Genomic DNA, 24,035 nt, shown 5'->3' on the forward strand with positions numbered 1-24,035 from the left:
CATGAGATCGCCTCCGAAAGGGATATCTAGTCATATAACTAGATAATAGGATACAAGAAAAGGAGTGAAAAATCAAGCGAAAATTTCACTCCCTGTTATTTCTATCTAGTAAACAGCCAAACTCCAGATCCTCTCCCCATCTTGGGAGAGGAATTTAAAAACAACAATCTTAATACATGTTGGTATAAAACGCTTTCACTTCCCCTCCCCCGTCCTCCCTTCCGCCACTTGCTTCAATACGTCGAATATCGTTCCCATGCGGCTGGGAGGCGGCGAGGAGAAAGCATGGCCGATCTCTTTCCTGGAAAAATTTTCGTTTAAATACGTTTGAATGTCCATCCGCTTCTCCCAGCAGCGCATCAGCTGATGGCAGGGCAGCCTGGCGTTCATCCGGCGGCAATATTCGAACGTAACGGGGCCGCCCAGTTGCGGACAACGCCAAATCTCCAAGGCGTCATATTCGGTCAGCGTCGGTCTTTCTTTTTCAGGCATGAGACGTTCCTATCATAATGGCGGCGTCCAGGGAGGAGGCGGTTACCGGACGCCGACGTACTTTTTCCTGTATGCAAAACGATCGTCATTTCTCAAGAAAACCTCAAAGATTCTCCCGCATCCGCTGCTTATAGCCCTCGACGCCGGATTGGGTGTAAGTGTCTTCGTCCTCCACTTTGCGCGTCCCGGCGATGGGATCGATATGCAGCGATTTCAAACGTCCTTTGACGGCGACGGCGTCCATCAAAATCCGCATCAGCGCGAAGACAGAAGCCGCGTCGCGCCGAGGAAATCGCAGAACGACGTTAGGAACGCCCCGGCTGGTAAAGTCCTGGATGGTTCCCCGCAAAGAAGCCCGTTGCGCCGCCGCGAAGGAGACGCCTTTGAATATCTCCAAACTGCCTTCCAAGGGAGCGTCTTTCGGCACAGTCAGGGAATCGCCGAAATCGATCGGCTCCAGGAAGAGAATCGCTTTATCGCGCGCGCCATTGACAATGCCGTTGAGTAAGGAGTGGTTGCCCGTCGGTCCCGTCGCCGCCATCACGTTCAAGCCGGAGCCGCGTTCCTGCAAAGATTCTTCGTACAACTGTACGAACCAGTCGCCTAGTTTGCTATTGTCGAAATAAGGATAAAAGACGACGGAATTCTTGCCGCAAAACGCCCGCGCCGCATGGAGATATCCCGCCAGCCGGCAGGCGATGTTCTTATCCGGGGGCGCGGAGAGAAACGCCTCGTGCGCCTGGCCATAACCGTTCATCGCCTCGCGCAGCCGCGCTTCGGGATCGCCGGGCGTTGTGACGGCGAGCAGCAGCAGCCCGACGGGAGACGCGAACGAGAAGCGCCCGCCGACGCCGTCGGGAACCGGCAGCGCCGCCATGAATTTCCCCTTGCCGCTCTGTTCCATCTGGTAGAGCAGGCTCTTGGGCGAAAGGCCCGTGGTTGCAACAGCTCGGTTCATCCAATCGCCGCCCAGCGCATCCGCCAGGATCATGCCCGCCAGCGCCGTTTCGGCGGTGGTTCCGCTTTTGCTCACGATGTTGATGATAGTTTTATCCAGTAGACCGCGCGCCTTGAGCATTTCCAATAAGGCGCTCAGCCGCAGAGGATCGAAGGTATCTCCGGTGAAATAAATTTCCGGAATCCCCGGCAATTTCCCGGCGGCGGCCATCCCGTTGTGATAGGGATGATCGAGCAGATCGTGCAGCGTCCTCGAACCCAGATCGGAGCCGCCGATGCCTACGGTAACGAAGGCTTGCGCTTCCGACTTGATCCGGCGCGCGATTTCGGCGATGCGCGAGAGAGAAGCGTAATCCCGATGATCCGGCGGCGTCTTATGACACCAGGTCCAAGCGCGCAGACGCTTAACCAGGGACGCGTAGCCTTCTTTATCTTCAGACTGAAATCCCTTCTGAATTTCAGTCAACGCCGATTCCATCCCTGTTCGCCAATCCGGCGGAACCGCATCGAAGAGAACCTTCGCCCCGCTCGCATCCAAGGAAAAATTTTCCATGAAGCTCATTTTAATTCACGCAATCCTTTCCAAAGTAAAGATGAATTGTTTATTGTATTGCGGCTGCCTGCAAACATATCGCTCTTTCCCGTTATGCCGCCGAAAGGGATTAAATTCAAGATCGCATTGATAAAATTCATCAGGAAATTTGGTTCGTCCGGCAAGTGAGTACTGCTTTATTTCAGTTGATTTTAATAGTTGCTTGAATGTCCGAATCAAGATGGTATAGATTAAAGGATGACTATAATGGGGTAATAGCGTTTCTTGGATTGAATCACGAAGTTGGGTAGGGTGGCTCGAGCGAAGCGAGCCCCACCATAATCTCCAGGAATAACGCTTGGAAAAGTTTTTCTCCGTGAAATCCAAATCATCCATGAAATCCGTGATTCAATAATTCGTGAAATTCGCGCCCTTTCGTGGTTTCGTGATTCGAAAACGCGGCAAGAGAGAAGTAAAATCGCTGTTCATTAACGTTTCACTTAACTTCTGGGTAAAGATCAATCCAGCGGGCGAGGGAAAAGGAGTTGACGATCCTTATTCCAAACGATAAAACCGCTTGGCGTTGGTTCCCCAAACATCCGCCTGTTCGTCCGATGACAGTTGTTCGATAAAATCGGCGGGGATTCGCATAATCTCCGCATACTCTCCCGCCGCAGTACAAACCGGCCAATCCGAACCCAGCATAATCCGCTTCGTCCCGAAGCATTCGAAGACGACGTCCAGATAGGGCGCGAAATCTTCTTTTTTCCAATGCTTCCAATCCGCTTCCGTCGCTAGGCCTGATACTTTGCAATAGATGTTTTCATGTTGCGCCAAACGGCGGATGTTCAGATTCCAAGAATCGATCTTACCCGTTATGATGGGCGGCTTGGCGATATGATCCACAACGAAAGGCTGTTCGGGAAAGCGTTGCGCCAGTTCCAGCGCTGCGGGAAGTTGGCGGGGAAAAACGAGAATATCGTAGGTTAACCGATACTGCGCCAAGCCGCCGATTCCGCGCAAAAAATCATCGCGCAGGGCGAAGCGGTCGTCCGGCTCGTCCTGGAGCACATGGCGAACGCCGCGAAATCGGGGATGGGCGGCGAAGCGCTCCAACTGTTCCTCGACTCGCGGGCTGCATAAATCCACCCAGCCTACTACTCCGCGAATAAAGGGATGCTCGTCGGACAGATCGAGCAACCATTGCGTCTCCGCCAGCGTTTGCCGCGCTTGGACGGAGACGCTGCCGCCGATGCCGGATTGCTTCAACAGCGGCGCCAAATCGTGAGGGAGGAAATCTCGCCGCAGCATGGACAACTCCGGCCCGATCCAGCCGTATTCCTGGGCATTGTACCACCAAAAATGCTGATGGGAGTCGATTTTCATAGACGATGAACTCCTCACCATTCCACAATAGCCTTCAATACGCCCGCTTCGGGATCGAGCAAGCGCGGAAACATTTTGGGGATATCATCGCAGGGGATGCGATGCGTGATCCAAGGCTTGGCGTCGATCTTGCCCTCTTCCATAAGTTGAATGATTCGCTGAAAGTCGCCGCCCAAGGCATTGCGGCTGCCCATGACGGTCAATTCCCGGCGATGGAATTCCTGATCGTTAAAAGTGAGATCGCCGGAATAGAAGCCGACGAAGATTAAACGTCCGCTATTGGCGGCGTATTGAAAAGCGGCGGTCATGGATTGCGGATTGCCAGTGCAATCGAAGATGGCGGTGGGAAGATCGCCGAAGATATCCCGCACTTGCGCCAGTTCGCCGTTTTTGACGTTTAAGCCATGCTCGATCCCCATCATGCGGCGGCAGAATTGCAGGCGCTTCTCGCTGATGTCGGCGGCGATGATTTGCGCCCCCGCCGCTTTGGCGAATTGGACGACGGTCAAGCCGATCGGTCCCAATCCCAGAACCAGCGCCATCTCGCCCTCTTCCAAACCGGCGCGATAGACGGCATGGGCGCCGATGCCCAGCGCTTCCACCAGCGCCAATTGTTCGAAGCCGAGGGTTCGGGAGCGATGCAGTTTGGCGATGGGGATATGAACGAACTCGCGCATCCCGCCGTCCACATGCACGCCCATCACTTTCATGTCCGCGCAGCAGTTGCTTTTTCCCCGGCGGCAGGCGATGCACTCGCCGCAATTTAAGTAGGGTTCCACGGAGCAGCGGTCTCCCGCTTGCAATCCGCGTTCGTTTGATTCGACGGCTACGATTTCGACGCCCAGTTCGTGGCCGATGATGCGAGGATACGAGAAAAACGGCTGCGTCCCTTCGAAGGCGTGCAGGTCAGTGCCGCAGATGCCAACGCGATGCACGCGCGCCAGCGCCTGGCCTGGCGGCGGAGTCTCCAGCGCGGGCGTCTCTCGCAAACGCAACTCGCCGGGTTTTTCCAAGAAAAGGGTTTTCATAGAAACGATCCTTTGGAACAGGAATTATTCAAGGGCAAAAAAGACCTTGCCCTTGCCACCCTTAAGGATGGAAAGTCAACCCGCCGTTGAAACGGCGGGCTATTACCGTTTGCCCCTTGAAAGGGGCATTTTATAATAGCCTTTCAAGACTGGGATGGAAAAACGGTTAACTCCATAGAATCCAAACATGAGAACCTAATTATTTTCCGGCAAGCCGCTGGGCCAGGTTCGATTGTGGATCGGAGCGAGGATGGCATTTACTTCCGCCAATAATTCCTCGTCCATCGGCTCTTCGATCCATTGGATGTTCTTTTGGATATTCTCCGAATTGGCGGTTCCAACAATGGTTGTTGCGATGTCCAGGTTGGCGGCGGAAAATTGTACGGCGAGTTTGGCGATATCCGAACCTTTGGCGTAGCAATGTTGGGCCGCCTTGGCGCAGGCTTGCCGGATTTCCGGCGAAGCGGGATGCCAGTTCGGCGCGCCCCGGTCGCTCAATAGTCCCATCGACAAGGGAGAAGCGCTGATGATGCCAACGTTTTTCTCTTTGAAATAGGGTATCATCGTTTCCAGAGCCGAATCGTTCAGCGAATAATGGCAATAAGAAAGGATCGTATTGAATTCCGCTCGATCCAATAGGATTTTGAAGCATTTCAAGGGCAGGCCGGTGATGCCGATGAAGCGCACTTTTCCCGCGTCCCGAAGCCGCTCGAGGGAGGGCAACGTCTCATCCACAATTTGATCCAGCGAACCGAACTCCACGTCGTGGCATTGAATCACGTCTACGTAATCCACCTTTAGCCGCTTGAGGCTTTCATCCACGCTCGCCATAGTGCGTTGGGCGGAAAAATCGAACTGATCCGCGCCGTAGCGTCCTACCTTAGTCGCTAAATAAAAACGTCCGCGAGGTATATCTTTCAGCGCCTTGCCCAACACAGTCTCCGCCTTGGTCAAACCGTAGTAAGGCGCAACGTCGATGTAATTGATTCCCAAATCCAGCGCCGCATGAACCGTGCGGATTCCTTCGGCTTCCTCGACAGGCCGAAAGACGCCGCCCAGCGATGACGCCCCAAAACTCAACGCCGAAACTTTCAAACTAGTTTTGCCTAATACGCGGTATTCCATGCTTGTTCCTCGAATTAAATTGACGAAACGAACGGGCGTGGACATCAGCACGTCTGCAACGTCATTTTTTAACTCATATTAGCGCAATGGGAAATGAAAGGAATCTCTTACCCTCGTCGTTTGAATCACGAAAGCACGAAATGAAAAAGAAGAACACGAAAAAAAAAGAAATTAAAAACAGTTGGCGAAAGGAATCGCGCTGCGTTCAAGATTTTTCCGCGATATCCAAAAGAATCCAAGAAATCCGCGATTCGAAAATTCGCGATATTCAGGCGCAATCATCCGCAATATCACTCCCACGGAAACTGTTCCACGAAGGCGCGGATTTCGTCGCGAACGCGGCGATAGTGGGAGAGCGCTTCCTCTTCGTCTTTCGCATGGCGGGCTAGCTGCGGCGGATCGTCGAACCCGGCGTTAATGACTTTTGTTTTTCCCGGAAAGACCGGGCAATGCTCTCCCGCATGGCCGCAGACGGTAACGACGCAATCGAAATCGACGTTTCCCAGTTCCTCGACGCGTTTCGAGCAATGGCTGGAAATATCGACGCCTGCTTCCTTCATGACTTTGACGGCGAGTGGATTGAGGCCGTGCGTTTCGATACCGGCGGAGTAGGCTTCCACACGGTCGTTGAGCAAACGCCGCGCCCAGCCTTCCGCCATTTGGCTGCGGCACGAATTTCCCGTGCAGAGAAAAAGAACGTTGAGTTTTAGCGGATCATCTTTCATTTTGGATTCCTGCCTTCTAAATTTCCATGAAATCGATTATAGATCGGCGGCGGACTAGGAGAAATCGCCAAACCATGATATATAGTAGGCATTGTAGATTTCTGTTTTTTTAATTTTATGCGCTTCCGCCGTTTTATCGACGGTTGAAAGCAAGCGAATGGGATATAACGCTCCCCAAGTAGTGCGCTTTGTTAACGTATTTATGAATGAATGTATTAGGAAGACGGTATTCTATTCGGCTTAAACGGAAGGATTCCTTTCGTTCGAAATTATTCTATTTTTATCAAGGAGATGGGTTAAATGATAAAACCTCATGGATCGGAAAAACTGAATCCCCTATTCGTCCAGGATGCGGGAAAACGCGCGGAATTGTTGAAAGAAGCGGAAGGGCTGCCTTCCATCGTTGTTTGTTCGGCGGCGGCGGCGAACGCGGTCATGCTCGGCAGCGGTTATTTCAATCCCCTGACCGGCTTTATGAATCGTGCGGATTCCCTCAGCATTGCGGAAAACATGAGAGCGACGTGCGGCTTATTCTGGCCTGTTCCCATTATCAACGTCGTCAAAGACGCTTCCTCCATCAAGGGCGCGAAACGAATCGCTCTGCGCGATCCCAACGTGGAAGGGAATCCCGTTTTGGCCATTCAAGACGTTGAGGCGATCGAGGAATTTAGCGACGCGGATATGGCGCTGATGACGCAGAAAATCTTCCGCACCGACGATCCGAATCATCCCGGCGTCGCCGCCTTCCATTCCGTGGGCCGAATGTTGATATCCGGCCCCATCCAAGTTCTTAACTTTTCCTACTTCGAGAAGGAGTTCCCGGAAACGTTCCGCACCGCCTATCAAATCCGCGAAGAGATGCAAAAACTGGGTTGGAACAAAATCGTCGCCTTCCAAACCCGCAACCCCATGCACCTCGCCCACGAAGAACTCTGCCGCATGGCTCACGACGCCGTGAAGGCCGACGGCATTTTGATTCACATGTTGCTCGGCAAATTGAAAAAAGGCGACATCCCCGCCGACGTGCGCGACGCTTCAATCCGCAAGATGGTAGAATTGTATTTCCCGCCCAATACGGTTCTCATCACCGGCTACGGCTTCGACATGCTCTACGCCGGACCGCGCGAGGCGGTGTTGCACGCCATTTTCCGCCAGAATTCGGGATGCACGCATCTTATCGTAGGCCGGGATCACGCTGGCGTGGGCAGTTACTACGGTCCCTTCGACGCACAGACGATCTTCCATGAGGAAGTTCCCAAGGGCGCGTTGGAAATCGAGATTTTCGAGGCCGATCATACCGCCTGGTCCAAAAAATTGAACAAAGTCGTCATGATGCGCGACGTTCCCGATCATACGAAAGAGGATTTCATCATACTCTCCGGTACGAAAGTGCGCGAGATGCTCTCGAAAGGCGAAGCGCTGCCGCCGGAATTCGCACGGCCGGAAGTGGCTGAAATTCTTATGAAATACTATCAATCGGAAGCTTGATCCTTCCAGCGGAAATCCCAAAAGGCTCGCGGCGAGAAATCCCGCGGGCCTTTTTGTTTTCGCTTTGAAGACTGGCTCTTTTCTAAACAAATCCACATGGCAGCCCTTACGAAAAAAAGAGATGGTCATTTTTCGAAAACGCGCTTTTTTCCTTTTTTATTTTCAAGTATATTCGTTTCTATACTATATCGGTTTCTTGATTTTTCTTTTTTGAAATAAGGGGATTTAGACGTTTTTCAACCACCGGATATAGGATTCGGCTTGTGACCAACCTGCGTTCCGAACTCTATTATAAGAATTTAGCTTTCAAAACCGTCATCCGGTTGATCGTTACTTATTTGATCCCCCTGATCGTGCTCACAATCTATTTTCATCTTCAATACCGCGCCCTCATCCGGGAGAGCCGCCTTCATCATCTGCAATCCATCGCCGAATACCAAGCGAATATTCTGGACCTATTTCTGCGGGAACGAATTGCCAACCTCGCCGAACTGATCGACGATCCCAAGCTCGAAATCCCTCCCTCTTCGGACGCCTTAAAAAACTCGCTGGAGAAATTGAAAAACGCGAGCGACGCCTTTGAAGATATCGGCTTCTTCGATCCGGCGGGACTCCAAATCGCCTATTCCGGCCCCTATCCTCAATTGGAAAAAAAAAACTACGCCTCCGAACCGTGGTATATCTCTTTGAGAGAGAAGAAAGAGCGCTTCATCATCACCGACATTTATTTGGGATTCCGGCAAACGCCCCATTTCACCCTCGCCGTCAGCCGAACGATCGATGGACAATACTGCGTATTGAAAACAACTTTAATCCCCGCGAAGATTTACGAGTATCTCGCTACTATCCAGGACGCCAATGGCGCTTTCGTCTCCATCGTCAACCAGAACGGCTACTATCAGATGGTCAAGCCGCGCTTGGGAACTCTTTTGGACAGCTCGGCCATTTTGCCGCCGACCGCGCCTCGAAATGGAACGAAAGAAGTCTGGATGAACGGCCGGTTGGTTCCCTACGGCTATTCCTGGCTGCGCATCGCCAACTGGACGCTAATCGTCCAAACGGACGATTCCGGAAGCCAAGCTCATCTCGGCGGTACTTATTGGGGAATGCTATTGGTTTCTCTCGCCGTGATCCTATTATTGATCGTTGTGATTTTGATCAGGGGATGGCATCTAGTTCAATTTCAAAAAGAGGTGGATCAGACCAAGGCGCAGTTGGAGCATGCTTCCAAGCTGGCTTCGTTGGGGGAACTCGCGGCGGGAATCGCCCATGAAATCAATAATCCCTTAGCCATCGTCGCCGAAGAGGCGGGATTAATGAAAGATCTGATGAATCCCCAATTCGGCGAAGAAGCCTCGCAGGAAGAAATGCTTTCCCATCTTGATGAAATCCGTCAGGCGGCGTTCCGCTGCCGCGACATCACCCGCAAGCTGCTCAGTTTCGCGCGCAAATCGGATTTCCACCCGGAAGCCTGCAACCTTCACGCCTTGATCGACGATGTGGCGGATGGACTGTTGGGAAACGAACTGGCCCTCTCCGGCATTGAATTCGTCCGCAATTACCGGCTGGAAGATCCTTTTCTTTTCCTCGACGGCAATCAATTGCGCCAGGTTCTTTTGAATTTATTGAAAAATGCCATTGACGCGATAAAACCGCCAGGAACAATCGCCGTCGAGACTAGTTTGGAAGACAAGGAAGTTCATCTAAAAATTTCCGACACCGGCAAAGGAATTCCGCCCGAGGCGATCGATAAAATCTTTCTGCCGTTTTTTACGACCAAGGATGTAGGCAAAGGGACAGGCCTAGGGCTATCCGTCAGTTTTGGAATTGTGAAAAATATGGGGGGAAGCCTGCAAGTACAAAGCGAATTGGGAAAAGGGAGTACATTCATTGTCGCCTTGCCGATGCGCAAATCCGAATTGGAAGGGTGAATGGAGACAAGAAAGGCAAACCAGATGAACGTTGAACGCGTGAAAGACTTAATGCTGCCCATCAACGAATATCCCTGCGCGTCAATCGACGCCGTCTTGACCGACGCCATCCGCGCGCTTTACGAATCCCAGGCGAAAGCCGCTTCGGATCGCGAACCCTATCGGGCGGTTTTGATCGTGGATCATAACCAACGCGTTGTGGGAAAAATCGGGCAGCTCGGATTTTTAAAAGCCCTGGAGCCGCGATTCAATCTCTTGGGAGATCGGGAAAATCTCGATAAAGCCGGTTTGGGACCGGAATTTCTTGATTGGATGATCGACAATCTCCGCTTCTGGCAGGAGGATTTCAATCTCTTATGCCAACGGGCGCGTTCGATCGGCGTGGAGAAAATCATGCAGCCGGTTGACGAAGGCATCGATGCGGACGCTTCCCTGGCCGACGCCGTCCACCAGTTCGTTATGCGTCAAACGCTCTCTCTGCTCGTAACTAGCCAAGGGGAGATCGTAGGAATTCTCCGGCTCTCGGATTTATTTCACGCCGCCGCCGAAACCATCCTGAAAAAATCGAATGGAACTGAGTAAAGGAGATCGCGAATGTCGAAGATTCTTCTCGTCGATGATGAGGAACAATTCCGCAAGTCGCTCGCGCGCCGCTTGAATCTGCGGGGATACGAAACCATCGATGTCGGCAACGGGGCGGATGCGGTCAAAGCCGCTCGCAGCGCCCCGGATATCGATATCGTCGTCTTGGACCGCAAGATGCCGGAAATGAGCGGCGAGCAGACGCTGAAAGAGATCAAAGCCTTCCGTCCGGAAATCCAGGTCATCATGCTCACCGGCCACGGCACCATGGAATCCGCCGTGGAATCGGGAAAGCACGACGCCTTCAGCTATCTGCAAAAACCTTGCGAAGTGGAAGATTTAATCAAGGTTGTCGAAGAGGCCCGCGTGGAAAAAGTGCGGGCGATGGAGCGGCATGAGATTCCCCACGCCGTTACGGGAACCTGGCTGGAATGGCTGAAGGGAGCGCACAATTCCCGGCCGGGATTCATCATCCTGGGCGCGATTCTTTTTATCGCTATCGTCTTTACTCCGGCCCCGCCGCGATTGATGGAAATTCTCTCCGCCCCGAAAACGGGCAATATGACGGACCTCAACCTCGGATACGCAAGTTACGGCAAACTCAAAGAGGGAGAGACTATCGCCGGCTATTACAGCAAGTCCTCCAAACTCGACAAGAGCGCCATCGGCGCGAACGGGAAGACCGTCGCCCGGCCATTGACCGATACGGAGGCGGCGTTCCGCGCGCAAGTCATGTTGGGCGTCCTGGTCGTCTCCGTGCTATTTTGGGCGACGGGCGCCATCCCCATCGGCGTTACGGCGCTCTTCGTCGGCGTGGGCATGTATTTCTTCAACGTGCTGCAGCCGGACGATATCGCCCAATCGTACGCCAAGGACGCCGTCATCTTCATCTTCGGCGTGCTTGCTTTTTCCAAGGCCATCAGCAAAACCGGCCTGGACCGGCGCATCGGAGTCTTGCTGCTCCAATCCTCCAAATCCCTGCCGCGCTTCTTGTATCTCTTTCTGCCTCTCTTAGGCGTTTCCTGTTCCTTCGTTTCCGAACACGCTATGGTGGCCTTTCTCATGCCGCTATTCATGATGGTTTACATCTCCACGATCCGCGAGGCGGGCCTTCAAAAAGACCGCAGCCTCGCCGTCATGTTCGTTCTCGCTCTCTGCTTCGCCGCCAACGGCGGCGGTCCCGGCTCGCCGGCGGCGGGTGGCCGCAACGCCGTTATGCTGGGCATTCTTTCGGAATACGGCGGCGCGCCCAGTTTTGGCGAATGGGTGAAATACGGACTACCCTTCGTGCCGGTCATGGCGCTGGCCATCGCGGTGTATTTTCACTTGTGGTATCGCACTAAAGGCCAAGTAAAAAACTTGAACATTTCCAATTTAGTCGTCAAAGCTTCGCAAAAAATCGGCCCCATGAACCGCAAGGAATACGTTACCGCCGCCGCGTTGATCCTGCTTGTCTTCTTGTGGGTATCCAGCAGCGAAAAATTCGGCTTGGGCGGTCCCGTCATTCTCTGCATATTGATACTCAACGTCATGCGCATCTTGCGCTGGCGGGACATTGCGGCGATCCAATGGGAGGTCGTAGCCCTTTACGCCAGCGCCTGCGCTTTGGGCAAGGGATTGGCCTCCACCGGCGCAGCGCTCTTCATGGCGGACCGGTTTATCTACTTTCTTCCCGAATACATGCACGCGGGCGAAGGACTAGCCATCGCCACCAGCCTGTTTACGGGATTGACGACGAATTTCATGAGCGACGGCGCCACGGTTTCCGCCATCGGCCCCATCACCGTCCCCATGGCGATCATTTCGGGAACGCCGGTATGGATGGTGGGCTTCGCCACCTCCTTCGCCTCCTCCTTCGCGCACATGTTCATCATCGGCACCCCCAACAACGCCATCGCCTACGCCCTGGCCAAAGACCCGGTCACAGGAGAGCAACTGGTAACGCTGGGCGACTTCTTCAAGCACGGCTTCGTAGTGCTGATTCTCTCCTTCGCCGTCCTCTGGGGCTGGACGATTTTCGGCTACTGGCGCTGGATAGGGTTTTGAGGGGCGGGAATAAATCGATGTAAAATTCGCGATTGTATTCTTTGTTGTTAGTGCTATAATGTTAACTGAAAAAGTAGGATGGGTCACGTTTTTTGACCCATCAGATTTTTATGGATATGAATTCGAACTTATGATTACGGATACAGAAGTAAAAATAAAAGGGTTTCAAGCGCTTACAAAATCCTTGGGAAGCGTAGGAGCCGAGCGGTTTATCGCCTTAATCCAGCGCGAACCGTTCGACTATACCCAATGGCAAAGAACCTTGTGGGAAGACGCAAGCGTGGAAGAGGTAAGCCGTAAGACTATGGAAATTTACGAAAAATCGGCTGAACAAACGGAGCAGGCAGACAGCTAGAAAATTAGAATGGGTCATGTTTTTTGACCTAGCGGTTTTTTTCATGGAAATAATCACTGATGGGTTAAACGGCGCGACAGTCAGACAGGAATATTTGAAGGAGAATACAATGGAATTGACCGCTGTATTGATTCCCGCTCACGAAGGCGGATTTGTCGCAATGAATCCTGAAACCGGATCGACCTCTCAGGGTGATACCGTTGAGGAAGCGGTCGCCAATCTGCGCGAGGCGACGGAACTCTACCTTGAAGAATTTCCGCTATCGCCGACAGGCCGCCCATTGCTGACTACCTTCGAAGTTCCGACTCATGCCTAGCTTGCCCATTGTTTCCGGAGCCGATGCCGTGCGCGCCTTGCAAACGCTTGGCTTTGCCGTTGCCCGACAGCGGGGCAGCCACATTGTGATGCGTAAAGGCTCGCAAGGATGCGTCGTGCCCGATCATAAAGAACTCAAGACTGGGACTTTGTCTGGCGTACTCAAACAAGGCGGCGTCTCCGTCGAAGAATTTGTTAAGGCTCTTCATAAATGACACTGCAAATAGGGAGCCATCCGCATTATTAGGGCCAGAAAGGCCACGAAAAAAGAGCGGCGATTTTATGAAAAATCCCAATGACGACTACGATTTGCAGGAAGAATACGATCTCTCGCAACTGTCGATTATGCCTAAAGGACGGTACGCCCCCGCACGGCGCAAAGGCAGCAATCTCGCCGTGTTAGAGCCGGATTTGGCGCAGGCGTTCCCCTTCGATGAGGCCGTCAACAAGGCGCTGCGGCTCATTTTGCACGCAGCGGGGATTCCTAAGAAAGCAGGCGCATCGTAAAAAGTATGATGGATCATGTTTTTTGACCCATCGGTTTTCTATATCGAATACTAAGCAACAAATAAGGTGAATCATGAACGTAGTAACAATAGATGAAGCGAAGCGCGATCTTGATTCGCTGATTGCTAAGGTGGTTTCGAACGCCGAACCAGCCATAATCGCCACGGAAGCAGGTCAGCAAATCGTCCTCATACCCCTAGACGAATTCAACGCCTGGCAAGAAACGGCTTATCTCTTGTCGAATCCAGCCAATGCGGCGCATCTTCGGCAGTCGATCGCTAAAAAGTAGGATGGGGAATGTTTTGTGACCTAGCGATTTTTGAAGAAGATGAAAAATTGATGTGTAAAACGGCGTGATTATGATCTTCTAATAAATATATTTAGTGTTAAACTCGAAAAAAGGAGAAATGAAAATGCCAGAGTTACATCGTTACAAAATTTTTATCAGTCATGCGTGGAAATATAATGATGATTATTATCGATTAATTGAATACTTAAACAAGGAACCAAACTTTGTATATTCAAATTATAGTGTACCAGAACATGATCCTGTTGATGCTGGTAATAATAAAAAATTGGCGGAAGAACTACGACAGCAAATTCGCCCTGTAGAAGTTGTTGTTATTCTTGGCGGCATGTACGTTGCGTATAGTGATTGGATTCAATTTGAGATCGATTATGCTAAGCAATTGAGGAAGCCTATTTTGGGAGTGAGTCCTTGGAGTGCAACGAAAATGCCGCAAGTAATTCAAGATACTGCAAATGCAATTTGTGGTTGGAATACTCCAACAATTGTTAGTGAAATTAGGAGGCTTGCATAAGTGGAAAATGAAAAATTCGAACAATACTTAAAAGAACGATATGAAGACCAAATTAGATGGTATAGCAATAGGTCTTCTCAGAACAAACGATACTATCAATGGTTTCAATGGGGGGCAATTGTTATCTCAACTTCTGTTCCAGTATTGGTTATATCAATGCCAGATAAATACAAGTGGTTTACTGCAATATTATCGATTATTTTAGCAATTGCCACATCCGCATTAAAGACTTTCAAGTTTCAAGAAAATTGGATAAATTATAGAACAATATCAGAAACTTTAAAAAAAGAAAAATATTTTTATGATGCTGAGATAAGTGAATATGCTACAGCTGAAGACAAAGAACAACTCCTCGTAGAAAGGGTTGAAACACTGATATCACGTGAAAATACATTGTGGGTGGCAATTCATACAAGAAAAGAAGAGGAAGAAGAAACGGAAAAAAATTAACACATTGCTCCGATTAGTCGTTATTCCGTTTCAATCTATATAGGTAATTAAAGCAGGATGGGTCATATTTTGTGGTCCATCAGTTTCTAATGGATATAATAATTGATGAATCAAGCAACGCGACCAATCCTACGATCTATACAATCATTGTTGGGCAGCAAGGAGATATGAGATGAATAAATTCTACAAAAGACTTCGCACGTCTGCAATTGCTGTCCCTTTTCTGATAGGTGTGTGCGGTCTTACAATGGGGGCAGCAATAGGTGTGAGCTGGAAGAAGTCCGAGGTAATTCCAGTGGTTATCGTCAAACCTAGTATTGGGGGCTTCGAGCCAGCGGAAGGCAATTCGATTGGAAACATTTGGCCTAAGCCCCAGGTGAAACCAGTGCTTTTGGTGAAACCAAGTATTGGTAGCTTTGTACCGCGTGAAGGGATCAGTATAGGCAACACATGGAGGAAGGAAGACGTTCTTCCGGTAATGCTTGTTGAGCCATCCCCCGGAGGGTTTATCCCGTTACGCCTCATCGCCACCGGATACGAATCAATAGGTGATACGTCTCAGATCGCTCCTTCAATTCCGTCTGTAATTGAGAGTAAGATCGACGGGGACTTCGAGGGATGGGAGGGAGAAACCATCGTGAAACTGATGAACGGGCAAATATGGCAACAGTCCGAATACTACTATCACTACCACTACGCCTTCATGCCTGATGTTTTGATATATAAGTCAGGTGCTAGATGGAAGATGAAAGTCGAAGGAGTTGATAGAGCCGTAGGAGTACAGCAATTGAGGTGATTTGCTCTCGCATTGATAGCGGTCACAACCAGCCTTTTTTTTCCGAATGTTCTTCCACCACCGACTCGATACTTTCCGGTGATACTTGGTCAGAAGTCCCTCCCGAACCGATAAGTGGCCTATCGGTCGGAACTGAATAATACCGAGATGCTGAAGTCGACAACGATGGAAAACAGGACTCCCAAAACGGCGTTGGGATGCGCGGTGGAGTGTTAGCGACCGCCGATAATGTCCCGAAGGTCCGCTCCTGTAGCTTAAGGTTTGGTGCGCGAAACCGAGGAATAACTATTCGGAAATTTTGGAGTAAAAACCATGCGAAAGCAACTTACAACCATCATCGAGCGCGAAGGGAACGGGTACGTTTCGATCTGCCCAGAACTGGATATAGCCAGTCAGGGCGATACAGTCGAGGAAGCCCGCTCAAATCTTCTTGAAGCCATCGAGTTGTTTTTCGAAACAGCTTCGCCACTGGAGATTCAAACTCGCTTTCACAAAGAAGATCAAGCAAAGCGCGGGGATCGAGCGAAGTTCGAAGCGGCAATGGCAAAAGTGGCGGATGTGGAACCGGATGAATATGATCGGTTGTAAGTCCATAAAGCGAAATTCGTCATGCACCCATCATCTCATAATCCCAAATCATTAGATGAGCCTTACCTCATCAACCGTCCTGATAAAACCGCCATCATGCGGGTATTCGTCGAGCGTCCGCTAGTGCGGTTGGCTATGGCCGATCTTGCGCGCGTTGGGATTAAGTCTTAAAAAAGGGTTGGCTCAAAGCGAAGCGCAGCCATTCTGAACTAAATCGGGATAGAAAAGCATGAAAGCGAAACCTTTGCTGGTCTTTTTTTCTCCAAAATTTAAAGATCACGATACCGGTTCTCATCCCGAAAACGGCAAACGGATGGACGCCATTGCGCAGCGGCTACGCCAGGATTTCGCCGAGGGCGAGTTGGAATGGCGGGAACCGCGGCTGGCGGAAACTGAGGAACTGAAACTTGTCCATACCGACGCGCATATCCAGCATATCCAGTCCATAGCGGCGAAGGGAGGCGGCATGGCGGACCCGGATACGATCGTCAGCCCCGCTTCCTATGAAACGGGGAGGCTGTCGGCGGGCGCCGGTCTCTCCGCCATTGACGCCGTCTGTTCGCTGAAATCCGGTTGCGCCTTCGTCGCGTCGCGCCCGCCGGGACATCATGCTTCGGCCAACCGGGCTATGGGCTTTTGCCTATTCAACAACATCGCCATCGCCGCGCGCTACGCGCAGCAAAAACATGGAATCCGCAAAGCGCTGATCCTGGATTGGGACGTGCATCACGGCAACGGAACACAAAATACTTTTTATGAAGACGACGAGGTTTATTACCTCTCCACCCATCAACATCCGCTGTATCCCGGAACCGGCATGACCGGCGAAAGGGGCAAGGGAAAGGGTGAAGGCTATACGCGCAATCTGCCCTTTCCTCCCTTAACCGAACCAAAGCGGATTGTAGAAGCCGTTTCAAAGGCGCTGGAGGAGATTGCCGCCGCGTTTCAGCCGGGGATCGTATTAATCTCCGCCGGATTCGACGGACATAAAGACGATCCATTGGGCAATTGGCTTTTGCAAGAGGAGCATTTTACGGCGTTGACGGAAATCGCCCTCCAATTCGCCGAGCGATGCAAAGCCCAATTCGTGGTTTCGTTTCTGGAAGGAGGATACAACTTGACCGCACTGGCCGCCTCCGCCTCGGCGCATTGCCGGGCGATGGTGGGGAAAGAAGCAACCCAAAAAAGCGATTAGCCGCGTAGAGTGGATCGAGCGAAGCAGGCGCCGCCTTTTTATCTCAAAGAGGCTCTTGCAAAATTAATGAAATCCGTCTTAAAATTCTCCCCCCAAGATTGGGGGGAGTTAGAGGGGGGTTGATTTTGTTAGACTTATCTCAACCCCTCCTAACCTCCCCCAGTCTTGGGGGAGGAATTATAGAGTTTTGCAAGAGGCTCTCAAAGATAGAAAATAGCCGTAAAAATTAAGTCGGTAATGATAATGAAAAGAATGGAATAGACGACGGAGCGAGTAGTAGCGATGCCTACGCCTTCGGCCCCGCCTTGCACAGACAACCCTTCATGGCATGAAATGGAAGCGATAACCATTCCAAATCCGATGCTTTTGAAGAGTCCGGTATATATATCGGTGAGAGTAAGGTTGTCGACGGTTCCCTGTATATATTGCCCCCCGCTGAGATCGAGATTCAAGACGCCGATGCAATAGCCGCCGAACATGCCGATGAAATCGGCGAGAACCGTGATGCAAGGCATCATCAGCGTTAAGGCGATGAGGCGGGGCGTTACTAGAAAGGGAATAGGGCGAAGAGCCATGGTCTGCAAGGCCATGATCTCCTCGCCGACCACCATCGTTCCTAACTCGGCGGTGATGGCGGCGCCGACGCGGGCGGAAATGATGATGGCGGTGATAAGGGGGCCGATTTCGCGGCAGACGGTGACGGCGACAAGCCCGGAGACCATCTGCACCATTTCGAATTTCTTCAATTGATAAGCGCTTTGCATAGCCAGAATAACGCCGATGAGGAAGCTGATGAGCAGAAGAATCGGCAGAGAGCGGACGCCCGCTTCCAGCATCATCGCTGACGTCGCCTGGCGACGGAATACCTTGCGCTGGCGCCAGGGAGCGATGACGGCGTAGTAAGCGGCGGAGGCGAAAAGAGTCCACAGGCGGGCGATATAGGCTAGAGCGCCGCCCGTCCGCTGCAAAGAAGAAGCGATGATTCCATGATTTTCCGGCGGCATGCTCCAGCGGCCTTTATCCTTCGCACTAATCCTCGCTTGATAGAGAGGGCGTATGGTTTACGCGGGTTGGAATATGTTAATCGAATGCTCCCAAAGAAGCAAATCATACTTCACCGTAATCGCCGAAATTGTCAGCCCGCAGGAAATCGAAATGACGTGCGCCACTTGGTTAAAAATACGTATCGAATAAACCGATTTCGCTATAGAGATGCCCCTTGAGTTTCATGGCTTTCCAGACGTCGCCATTGGAAACGACGCCATTGGTGGGATTGTAGGGCATGGCTTTGCGGTTGGTGTACCAGTCCCCATAATCGCCATCGGCGCCGGCGGCGAACATCAGCCAATGACTGCCGATCGTATTGGAGCAATCGCGATCCTCGTAACCGTAGAAAAGACCATTGGCGAAGGGATCGAGCGGGATGGAACTGATATAGGAAATCGGCGTAGTCAATTGTTCCCAGATGCGTCCGTTCCAATGATTGTCTCCCAATCCGTTGGTCTTGACTCCCGCCTGCAGGGGCGTCTTGCCCCAAAAACTAAAACCTCCACGCAAAGAGCATTTATCCTCCGGCCCCTGCCCGGCGTCGTTGCCGTCAATGAGCCAAAGGCCGACGTCCATGTGGCGGATGTTCACCTGGTCGTAGAGCATTTTCATATCGGCGAAGGTTCTCGCCGCCTTGGCGCGAACTTGGGCGTTGAGAAAGTTCGGCACGGCGATTGCGGCTAAAATGCCGATAATGGCGACAACGATGAGAAGCTCGATTAATGTGAAACCTTCCCTTTTCCAATAGAACTTTAACATGATTCTTTTCCCCTTTATATAAGAATATAAGACATGGAATCCGATGGAATACTACAATATTTTCTCGCAGGATGCAATCAATTTTCTAATATCAATTATAAAAAAAAACAGACGATGGAAGCAGGGGGAAAATGGGTAAAAAGACGAGGGCGCGCTTCTATTTTTTAAGATATACTTAGTCGAGATATACTTATCCCAAAGGCTGACCGCTGGTTTATGAATGGAATGAATCCGATGCCTGCTATTCTTGATCCATCCATAAAAATTAAATTGCCCGTCGGCCAGGCTTGCGAGGATGTTCGGCAAATTGTCGAAACCAAACAATTGCATACCGTCTGCCAGAGCGCCCGCTGTCCAAATATGTACGAATGCTGGAGCGAGCGTTCCGCTACATTTATGTTGCTGGGCAATATCTGCACCCGCTCCTGCCGATTCTGCGCCGTCCAGCACGGAAAGCCGTCCAGCTTGGACGTTTCGGAGCCGGAGCGCGTCGCGGAAGCCGTCTTCGACCTCAAACTGGATTACGCCGTCATTACTTCCGTCAATCGCGACGATCTGCCCGACGGCGGAGCTTCCATTTTCGCAGAAACCCTACGCTGCGTCCGCGCCATTCGTCCATCGTGTCTCGTGGAGTTGTTGGTTCCCGATTTTTGCGGAAGCCTGGAAGCGTTGGATAGGGTTCTACTCGCGAAACCCGCCGTCCTCAATCATAACGTGGAAACCGTCCCTCACCTTTATCGAACCATTCAACCCTGGTCGGACTGGGACTGCTCGCTAGCCATTCTGCGGCGCGCAGCGCAACAAGGATTCATTACCAAAAGCGGAATCATCGCCGGTTTGGGGGAGACGAAAGCAGAAATATTCGAGGCTATCGGAAAAGTCCGTGAAACGGGATGCGCCATCCTCACCATCGGACAATACCTTTCCCCCACGCCGCGCCACGCCAAAGTCGAGCGCGTCGTATCGCTGGACGAATTCGCCGAATATGAAGCCTTCGCTAAGGAACTTGGATTCGCGGCGGTCTTAGCCGGTCCATTGGTTAGAAGTTCCTACCGCGCCAAGCGGGCCTATGAAGCTGCACTTCGAAAAAAACTCGGCAGCCAATAAGATGGAATTGTTATTTCCTCTTTCCCCCTTCTTTGGAAGTGGGAGTAAGTTTATCAATCTCTCAATGAAGGATTCGTCATGCGTTATTTCTTCCGTTATTGGCTGCCGATGTTCGCCCAGATGACGCTTATCTTTTTTCTCTCTTCCCAGTCTACTTTCCCCCAAGAAATTCCGGTTTGGATGTTTTATTTCGACAAAGCGGTTCACGCCATACTTTTCGGTTTGCTTTGTTTTCTTCTATTGCGCGCCTGGGTGGCGGGAGAATGGGCGAAAACGACGAATCTGACTTTCAGCCTTTCCATCCTTTTCACGACGCTTTACGGCGTTTCAGATGAAATCCATCAGCGATTCGTACCGGGCCGAACGCCTTCGCTGGGAGACGTAACGGCCGACGCCGCAGGAGCGATATTAGTATGTCTGGCTATATGGGCAATTCAGTTGCGCCGCTTGCCGGAGGACAACGTTATTTTATAAGCCCTTTCTTTAAATTATCCTAGTAAAATACCTTTTCTTTTTTTATACTATTAGCGCTTTTTCCTCATAAATAATACATTAGCGAGGGACGAAATATGCTTACTCGGCGAAGATTCCAGGTTTTCATCACTCCTCTTTTCTTTCTTGCGGCGATTTTCATTTTCCCATCGATAGCCGATGCCCAGCCTACGGCACGAATCGACGGCGGATTGTTTTATTTTCCGCCCAGTCAATCGTTATTGATGCTTGGCGGATGGGGCGAGGCGAACAATTGGCAGGCTTACCAGGAAGTATGGGCGCTCTCCGCCGCCGGTTGGAACGCGTTGACGGATATGCCTATCGGCATGACGCATACCAGCGCCGCCTACGATCCGATCAACATGCGCCTGGTCGCCATGACCGGCGTTTTCTCCAATCAGGCTGATACGTACGCTTATGACGGCGCCGCTTGGAAAAAAATCGTCGATCAACCGATCTTCCCCAACGAGTTCTCCTACGATCCAGAGTTGATTTTCGATGCTTCTTTAGGAAAGATCGTTCTTTTGTACGGCAATGGAACGGACAGCAAAACCTATATTCTGCAAGATTCCAGCTGGACGGCGTTGGATTTGAATCCTCATCCTCCCGCCGCCTACGACGCCGTTTTCGTTTACGACGAGAAACGGCTCGAAGGCGTCCTGTTTACCGGCCAGGAAACTTGGATTTGGAAAAATCAATCCTGGACGAAGAAATCGCCCGCACATTCGCCGTCATGCGGGCCAGGCGACTTCAACATGGTCTTCGATTCCGCCCGCGGCGTTGTCGTTCTCTTCGCCAAAGGCCAGCAAACCTGGACCTGGGACGGCGCCGACTGGACGCAACTACATCCCGCCAACTCTCCCCCCAACGCCGGCCGCGGCTTCTTCGCGATGGGATATGACCCCAATCGTTCCGTGGCTGTGATTTACGGCGGCGAAATTATTACCGATCCCGTAAATTATTCGGCGGAATATTACGACGATATCTGGGAGTGGGATGGAGTTGACTGGCGTCTCTTTACTCCAGGAACGCCCGTGAGTGAATGGTCTCTCTTTTAAGTTCGATATTTTTCTATATAAGATAACAAAAGAGCGGATGGATTATTGATCCGCTCTTTTTTTGTCTATATTGGAAATACATAGTTTAAATTCATTATTATCAATAGGATATTCATACTCACTTTTTATTATATAAATTTTATTATTTATAAAATATACAAGAAAATAATTATATTTTTCTCCATTATTCTCTTCCTGCCGATTTCCAATCAATCCATATTGTGCTATATTGACAAATAGCTATATAGGCATATTGCTAAAATCATGCCCGATTAAAAAAGAAAATAATTAGGAGGAGGTCAGAAAATGCCGAATCGCAAAGCCTCGCAAAAAATCCAATGGATCGCCATCGCTTTTTCGCTGAGCGGGATGTTGGGGATCCATGCCTATGGCATGGATCACTCGAATTTCATCCAGAAGTACGAAGGTTCTAAGACCTGCGCCTTATGCCACGCCAAGAAGATTGATGAAGTAATGAATACCGTGCATTACCAGTGGCGCACGGAAAATTCCAAAGTCGCCTGGCCGGGGGGCGGATCGCATGGGATGATCGATCGCGCCTGCGCTTTGGTGGGCAGCAACGCCATCGTCAATTTCACCGGCGACTTCGGCGGCCATAAAATTTCGTCGTCCTGCGGCAAATGCCATATCGGAAAATATCTTCCCTTCCCCGATCCTCAAACCGGCCAACCCACTCAGGAACAAAAAGACAATATCGATTGCCTCATCTGCCACGCCTCTGACGGCAATTACGACGCTAACGGCGATGGCGTTTACGAATCGATCGAATTCGCCGGATCGAGAAAACTGATGACGGACGCCAACGGCGTTCGATATTGGCATCAAGATCGCAGTCTGCGCGCCGCCCAGAGCGTCGGATCGCCGATTACGGCCCATGCGTGTTATCGCTGCCATGAGCATGGTCAAGCCGATCCCGCCTATAAGCGGGGTACACCTTTCGAACCGGAACACGACGTCCACGCCGCCGCCGGGATGAAATGCACTCAATGCCACCTTGTGAAGGATCATAAAATCGCCCGCGGATCGCGCGTTTCCGACATGCACGGCTGGGAAAGGCAGGATGTCGAGGTCGATTGCGCCAATTGCCATACGTCATCCCCCCATGACAATTCCGACCTGAATCGGCATACGAGCTATATCGCCTGCGAGACCTGCCATATTCCTTACACGTCCGGCGCCAGCCGCCGCGTTTGGGCGCCGATTTATGGTATGACCGAAGGTCCGGAAGCGGCGATTCCCCAATTTGATCTTTCCACCCAAACTTGGGAGCCTTATTCCGCCTATCAAGGAACCTACGACCAACGCCCCGCCTATCGCTGGTTCAACGGCAATTCCAGCATGTTAGCCGAACCCGTTCACGATCCGGACGCTTGGGATTTCATGCCCGCGCGCAAAGATTCGCCCAACGCCAAAATCTACCCCTTTCGGCCTATCGTCAGCGGCATGGCGATGGATCGCAAGGGCATCGGAATGGATCCGGAATTCGACGCCAAATTCACCATGCTGGCCGCTCTTCAAGGCATGGAAGGCCCAATGAAGGCCTTCGGCTTCATGCGCCCCGAAGGTTTGACGGAAGCCGAAAAGAGAGTGTTGGCCCAATTCCCCAACCTGCTCGCTTTCAATAAGGAATACTATTTCAAGACAGGCAATATCAATGACGCCGCTAGTTTAGGGCTAGGCATGCAATACATGCTCTTCTCCGGCCAGAATCCGGCGTCCAAAACCACGGAAGAATTGATCGCCATCGGCGCCCAAATGTGGAGCGGCAGCGCCGCGGGACTCGATTTGCCGGATAATCCCAACGATCCCATGTTTATAAATGACATGGATCCCACGACGGCTACCGGCTCCTTTATAAGCCTGAATCACGCCATCAAGAAAAAGGGCGCTCTCTCCTGCGCCGATTGCCACAGCCGTCAAAGCGTCCTTAATTTCAAAGCGCTGCAATATTCGAACGAGAAAGCCAATACGCTGATGACCTTATTCGATACGGGCATCGCCGAATGGGAACTCTTTTAATTAGAACAGAAAATAACGACAGGAAGAGTATAACTAAGTCCTCTATAGAATGCGCATTAAAATTCCCTCTCCCTCTGGGAGAGGGCCTGAAGTTTGGCTATTGAGAGGCGTAGAAGACAGCGGAAGAGAGGGAATTTTGGCATTTCTGGGGCTTCGCGTCGTAGGTGGCGCGCGTAGAGAAGCCGGAGAAATAGCGCCGTTCCATGCCCAAGC

Annotated in this window: 26 protein-coding genes and 1 pseudogene; 19 read left to right on the plus strand and 8 right to left on the minus strand. The window is 51.3% G+C overall.

Going from position 1 to position 24,035, the window contains the following annotated elements; genetic code table 11:
* Positions 1 to 195: 195 nt before the first annotated feature.
* The 6 genes from AB1656_23510 to AB1656_23535 form a co-directional block, all read right to left on the minus strand.
* The gene (locus AB1656_23510) at positions 196 to 492 is read right to left on the minus strand and encodes a hypothetical protein (protein ID MEW6238363.1); all 297 of its coding nucleotides are present in this window, start codon (positions 490 to 492) and stop codon (positions 196 to 198) included.
* A 103-nt stretch (positions 493 to 595) separates the two neighbouring features.
* Complete coding sequence (locus AB1656_23515; protein MEW6238364.1) at positions 596 to 2,011, minus strand: hypothetical protein; 1,416 nt, start codon at positions 2,009 to 2,011, stop codon at positions 596 to 598.
* Between the two features lie 525 nt (positions 2,012 to 2,536).
* Positions 2,537 to 3,367: an amidohydrolase family protein gene (locus tag AB1656_23520; protein ID MEW6238365.1), complete on the minus strand. Its 831-nt coding sequence runs from the start codon at positions 3,365 to 3,367 to the stop codon at positions 2,537 to 2,539.
* Between the two features lie 14 nt (positions 3,368 to 3,381).
* On the minus strand, positions 3,382 to 4,395 hold the full coding sequence (locus AB1656_23525) for a zinc-binding alcohol dehydrogenase family protein (protein MEW6238366.1): 1,014 nt from the start codon (positions 4,393 to 4,395) through the stop codon (positions 3,382 to 3,384).
* Between the two features lie 195 nt (positions 4,396 to 4,590).
* Positions 4,591 to 5,520 (minus strand): aldo/keto reductase, encoded by a 930-nt coding sequence (locus AB1656_23530; GenBank protein ID MEW6238367.1) that lies wholly within the window; start codon positions 5,518 to 5,520, stop codon positions 4,591 to 4,593.
* Positions 5,521 to 5,810: 290 nt separating this feature from the next.
* Complete coding sequence (locus tag AB1656_23535; protein ID MEW6238368.1) at positions 5,811 to 6,245, minus strand: arsenate reductase ArsC; 435 nt, start codon at positions 6,243 to 6,245, stop codon at positions 5,811 to 5,813.
* Positions 6,246 to 6,545: 300 nt separating this feature from the next.
* On the opposite strand from AB1656_23535, the gene sat reads away from it, so the two are divergent.
* The 15 genes and pseudogenes from sat to AB1656_23610 all read left to right on the plus strand — a co-directional run bounded on the left by sat (position 6,546) and on the right by AB1656_23610 (position 17,319).
* A complete protein-coding gene (sat, locus tag AB1656_23540) occupies positions 6,546 to 7,733 on the plus strand; it encodes a sulfate adenylyltransferase (protein MEW6238369.1) in 1,188 nt (395 codons plus the stop codon).
* Positions 7,734 to 7,996: 263 nt separating this feature from the next.
* Positions 7,997 to 9,664, plus strand: coding sequence for an ATP-binding protein (locus AB1656_23545; GenBank protein ID MEW6238370.1), 1,668 nt, complete (start codon positions 7,997 to 7,999; stop codon positions 9,662 to 9,664).
* Positions 9,665 to 9,688: 24 nt separating this feature from the next.
* On the plus strand, positions 9,689 to 10,246 hold the full coding sequence (locus AB1656_23550; GenBank protein MEW6238371.1) for a CBS domain-containing protein: 558 nt from the start codon (positions 9,689 to 9,691) through the stop codon (positions 10,244 to 10,246).
* 12 nt (positions 10,247 to 10,258) lie between these two features.
* Positions 10,259 to 12,292, plus strand: a complete 2,034-nt coding sequence (locus AB1656_23555; GenBank protein ID MEW6238372.1) for an SLC13 family permease — start codon at positions 10,259 to 10,261, stop codon at positions 12,290 to 12,292.
* A 130-nt stretch (positions 12,293 to 12,422) separates the two neighbouring features.
* Positions 12,423 to 12,647 carry a hypothetical protein gene (locus AB1656_23560; protein MEW6238373.1) on the plus strand — a complete coding sequence of 75 codons (225 nt, stop codon included), beginning with the start codon at positions 12,423 to 12,425 and terminating at the stop codon, positions 12,645 to 12,647.
* 109 nt (positions 12,648 to 12,756) lie between these two features.
* Positions 12,757 to 12,963: a type II toxin-antitoxin system HicB family antitoxin gene (locus AB1656_23565; GenBank protein ID MEW6238374.1), complete on the plus strand. Its 207-nt coding sequence runs from the start codon at positions 12,757 to 12,759 to the stop codon at positions 12,961 to 12,963.
* Positions 12,956 to 13,177, plus strand: coding sequence for a type II toxin-antitoxin system HicA family toxin (locus tag AB1656_23570; protein ID MEW6238375.1), 222 nt, complete (start codon positions 12,956 to 12,958; stop codon positions 13,175 to 13,177). The genes AB1656_23565 and AB1656_23570 overlap by 8 nt, the downstream gene beginning before the upstream one ends.
* A gap of 67 nt (positions 13,178 to 13,244) precedes the next feature.
* Positions 13,245 to 13,469, plus strand: a complete 225-nt coding sequence (locus AB1656_23575) for a hypothetical protein (protein MEW6238376.1) — start codon at positions 13,245 to 13,247, stop codon at positions 13,467 to 13,469.
* A 73-nt stretch (positions 13,470 to 13,542) separates the two neighbouring features.
* Entirely contained in the window at positions 13,543 to 13,758 is a 216-nt protein-coding gene (locus AB1656_23580) for a type II toxin-antitoxin system prevent-host-death family antitoxin (GenBank protein MEW6238377.1), read from the plus strand.
* Between the two features lie 124 nt (positions 13,759 to 13,882).
* Entirely contained in the window at positions 13,883 to 14,290 is a 408-nt protein-coding gene (locus AB1656_23585; GenBank protein MEW6238378.1) for a TIR domain-containing protein, read from the plus strand.
* Positions 14,291 to 14,740, plus strand: coding sequence for a DUF4231 domain-containing protein (locus AB1656_23590; GenBank protein ID MEW6238379.1), 450 nt, complete (start codon positions 14,291 to 14,293; stop codon positions 14,738 to 14,740). It begins immediately after the preceding gene.
* A 172-nt stretch (positions 14,741 to 14,912) separates the two neighbouring features.
* Positions 14,913 to 15,536 (plus strand): hypothetical protein, encoded by a 624-nt coding sequence (locus AB1656_23595; GenBank protein ID MEW6238380.1) that lies wholly within the window; start codon positions 14,913 to 14,915, stop codon positions 15,534 to 15,536.
* A 312-nt stretch (positions 15,537 to 15,848) separates the two neighbouring features.
* Positions 15,849 to 16,022 (plus strand): annotated as a pseudogene (locus AB1656_23600) (type II toxin-antitoxin system HicB family antitoxin).
* Between the two features lie 123 nt (positions 16,023 to 16,145).
* A complete protein-coding gene (locus AB1656_23605; protein MEW6238381.1) occupies positions 16,146 to 16,295 on the plus strand; it encodes a hypothetical protein in 150 nt (49 codons plus the stop codon).
* Between the two features lie 58 nt (positions 16,296 to 16,353).
* Entirely contained in the window at positions 16,354 to 17,319 is a 966-nt protein-coding gene (locus AB1656_23610; GenBank protein MEW6238382.1) for a histone deacetylase, read from the plus strand.
* Positions 17,320 to 17,519: 200 nt separating this feature from the next.
* Here the strand turns inward: AB1656_23610 and AB1656_23615 are convergent, their stop codons facing one another.
* Both AB1656_23615 and AB1656_23620 read right to left on the minus strand, forming a co-directional pair.
* Positions 17,520 to 18,323 (minus strand): ABC transporter permease, encoded by an 804-nt coding sequence (locus tag AB1656_23615; protein MEW6238383.1) that lies wholly within the window; start codon positions 18,321 to 18,323, stop codon positions 17,520 to 17,522.
* Between the two features lie 169 nt (positions 18,324 to 18,492).
* Complete coding sequence (locus AB1656_23620) at positions 18,493 to 19,125, minus strand: prepilin-type N-terminal cleavage/methylation domain-containing protein (GenBank protein ID MEW6238384.1); 633 nt, start codon at positions 19,123 to 19,125, stop codon at positions 18,493 to 18,495.
* 234 nt (positions 19,126 to 19,359) lie between these two features.
* Between AB1656_23620 and lipA the strand changes: the two genes are divergently transcribed.
* The 4 genes from lipA (at position 19,360) to AB1656_23640 (ending at position 23,822) form a co-directional block, all read left to right on the plus strand.
* Complete coding sequence (gene lipA / locus AB1656_23625; protein ID MEW6238385.1) at positions 19,360 to 20,232, plus strand: lipoyl synthase; 873 nt, start codon at positions 19,360 to 19,362, stop codon at positions 20,230 to 20,232.
* Between the two features lie 78 nt (positions 20,233 to 20,310).
* Positions 20,311 to 20,706 carry a VanZ family protein gene (locus AB1656_23630; GenBank protein ID MEW6238386.1) on the plus strand — a complete coding sequence of 132 codons (396 nt, stop codon included), beginning with the start codon at positions 20,311 to 20,313 and terminating at the stop codon, positions 20,704 to 20,706.
* Positions 20,707 to 20,801: 95 nt separating this feature from the next.
* The gene (locus tag AB1656_23635; protein MEW6238387.1) at positions 20,802 to 21,782 is read left to right on the plus strand and encodes a hypothetical protein; all 981 of its coding nucleotides are present in this window, start codon (positions 20,802 to 20,804) and stop codon (positions 21,780 to 21,782) included.
* Between the two features lie 306 nt (positions 21,783 to 22,088).
* On the plus strand, positions 22,089 to 23,822 hold the full coding sequence (locus AB1656_23640; GenBank protein MEW6238388.1) for a hypothetical protein: 1,734 nt from the start codon (positions 22,089 to 22,091) through the stop codon (positions 23,820 to 23,822).
* Positions 23,823 to 24,035 lie beyond the last annotated feature (213 nt).

The sequence above is a fragment of the Candidatus Omnitrophota bacterium genome (assembly GCA_040755155.1).
Taxonomy (GTDB): Bacteria; Hinthialibacterota; Hinthialibacteria; order Hinthialibacterales; family Hinthialibacteraceae; genus JBFMBP01.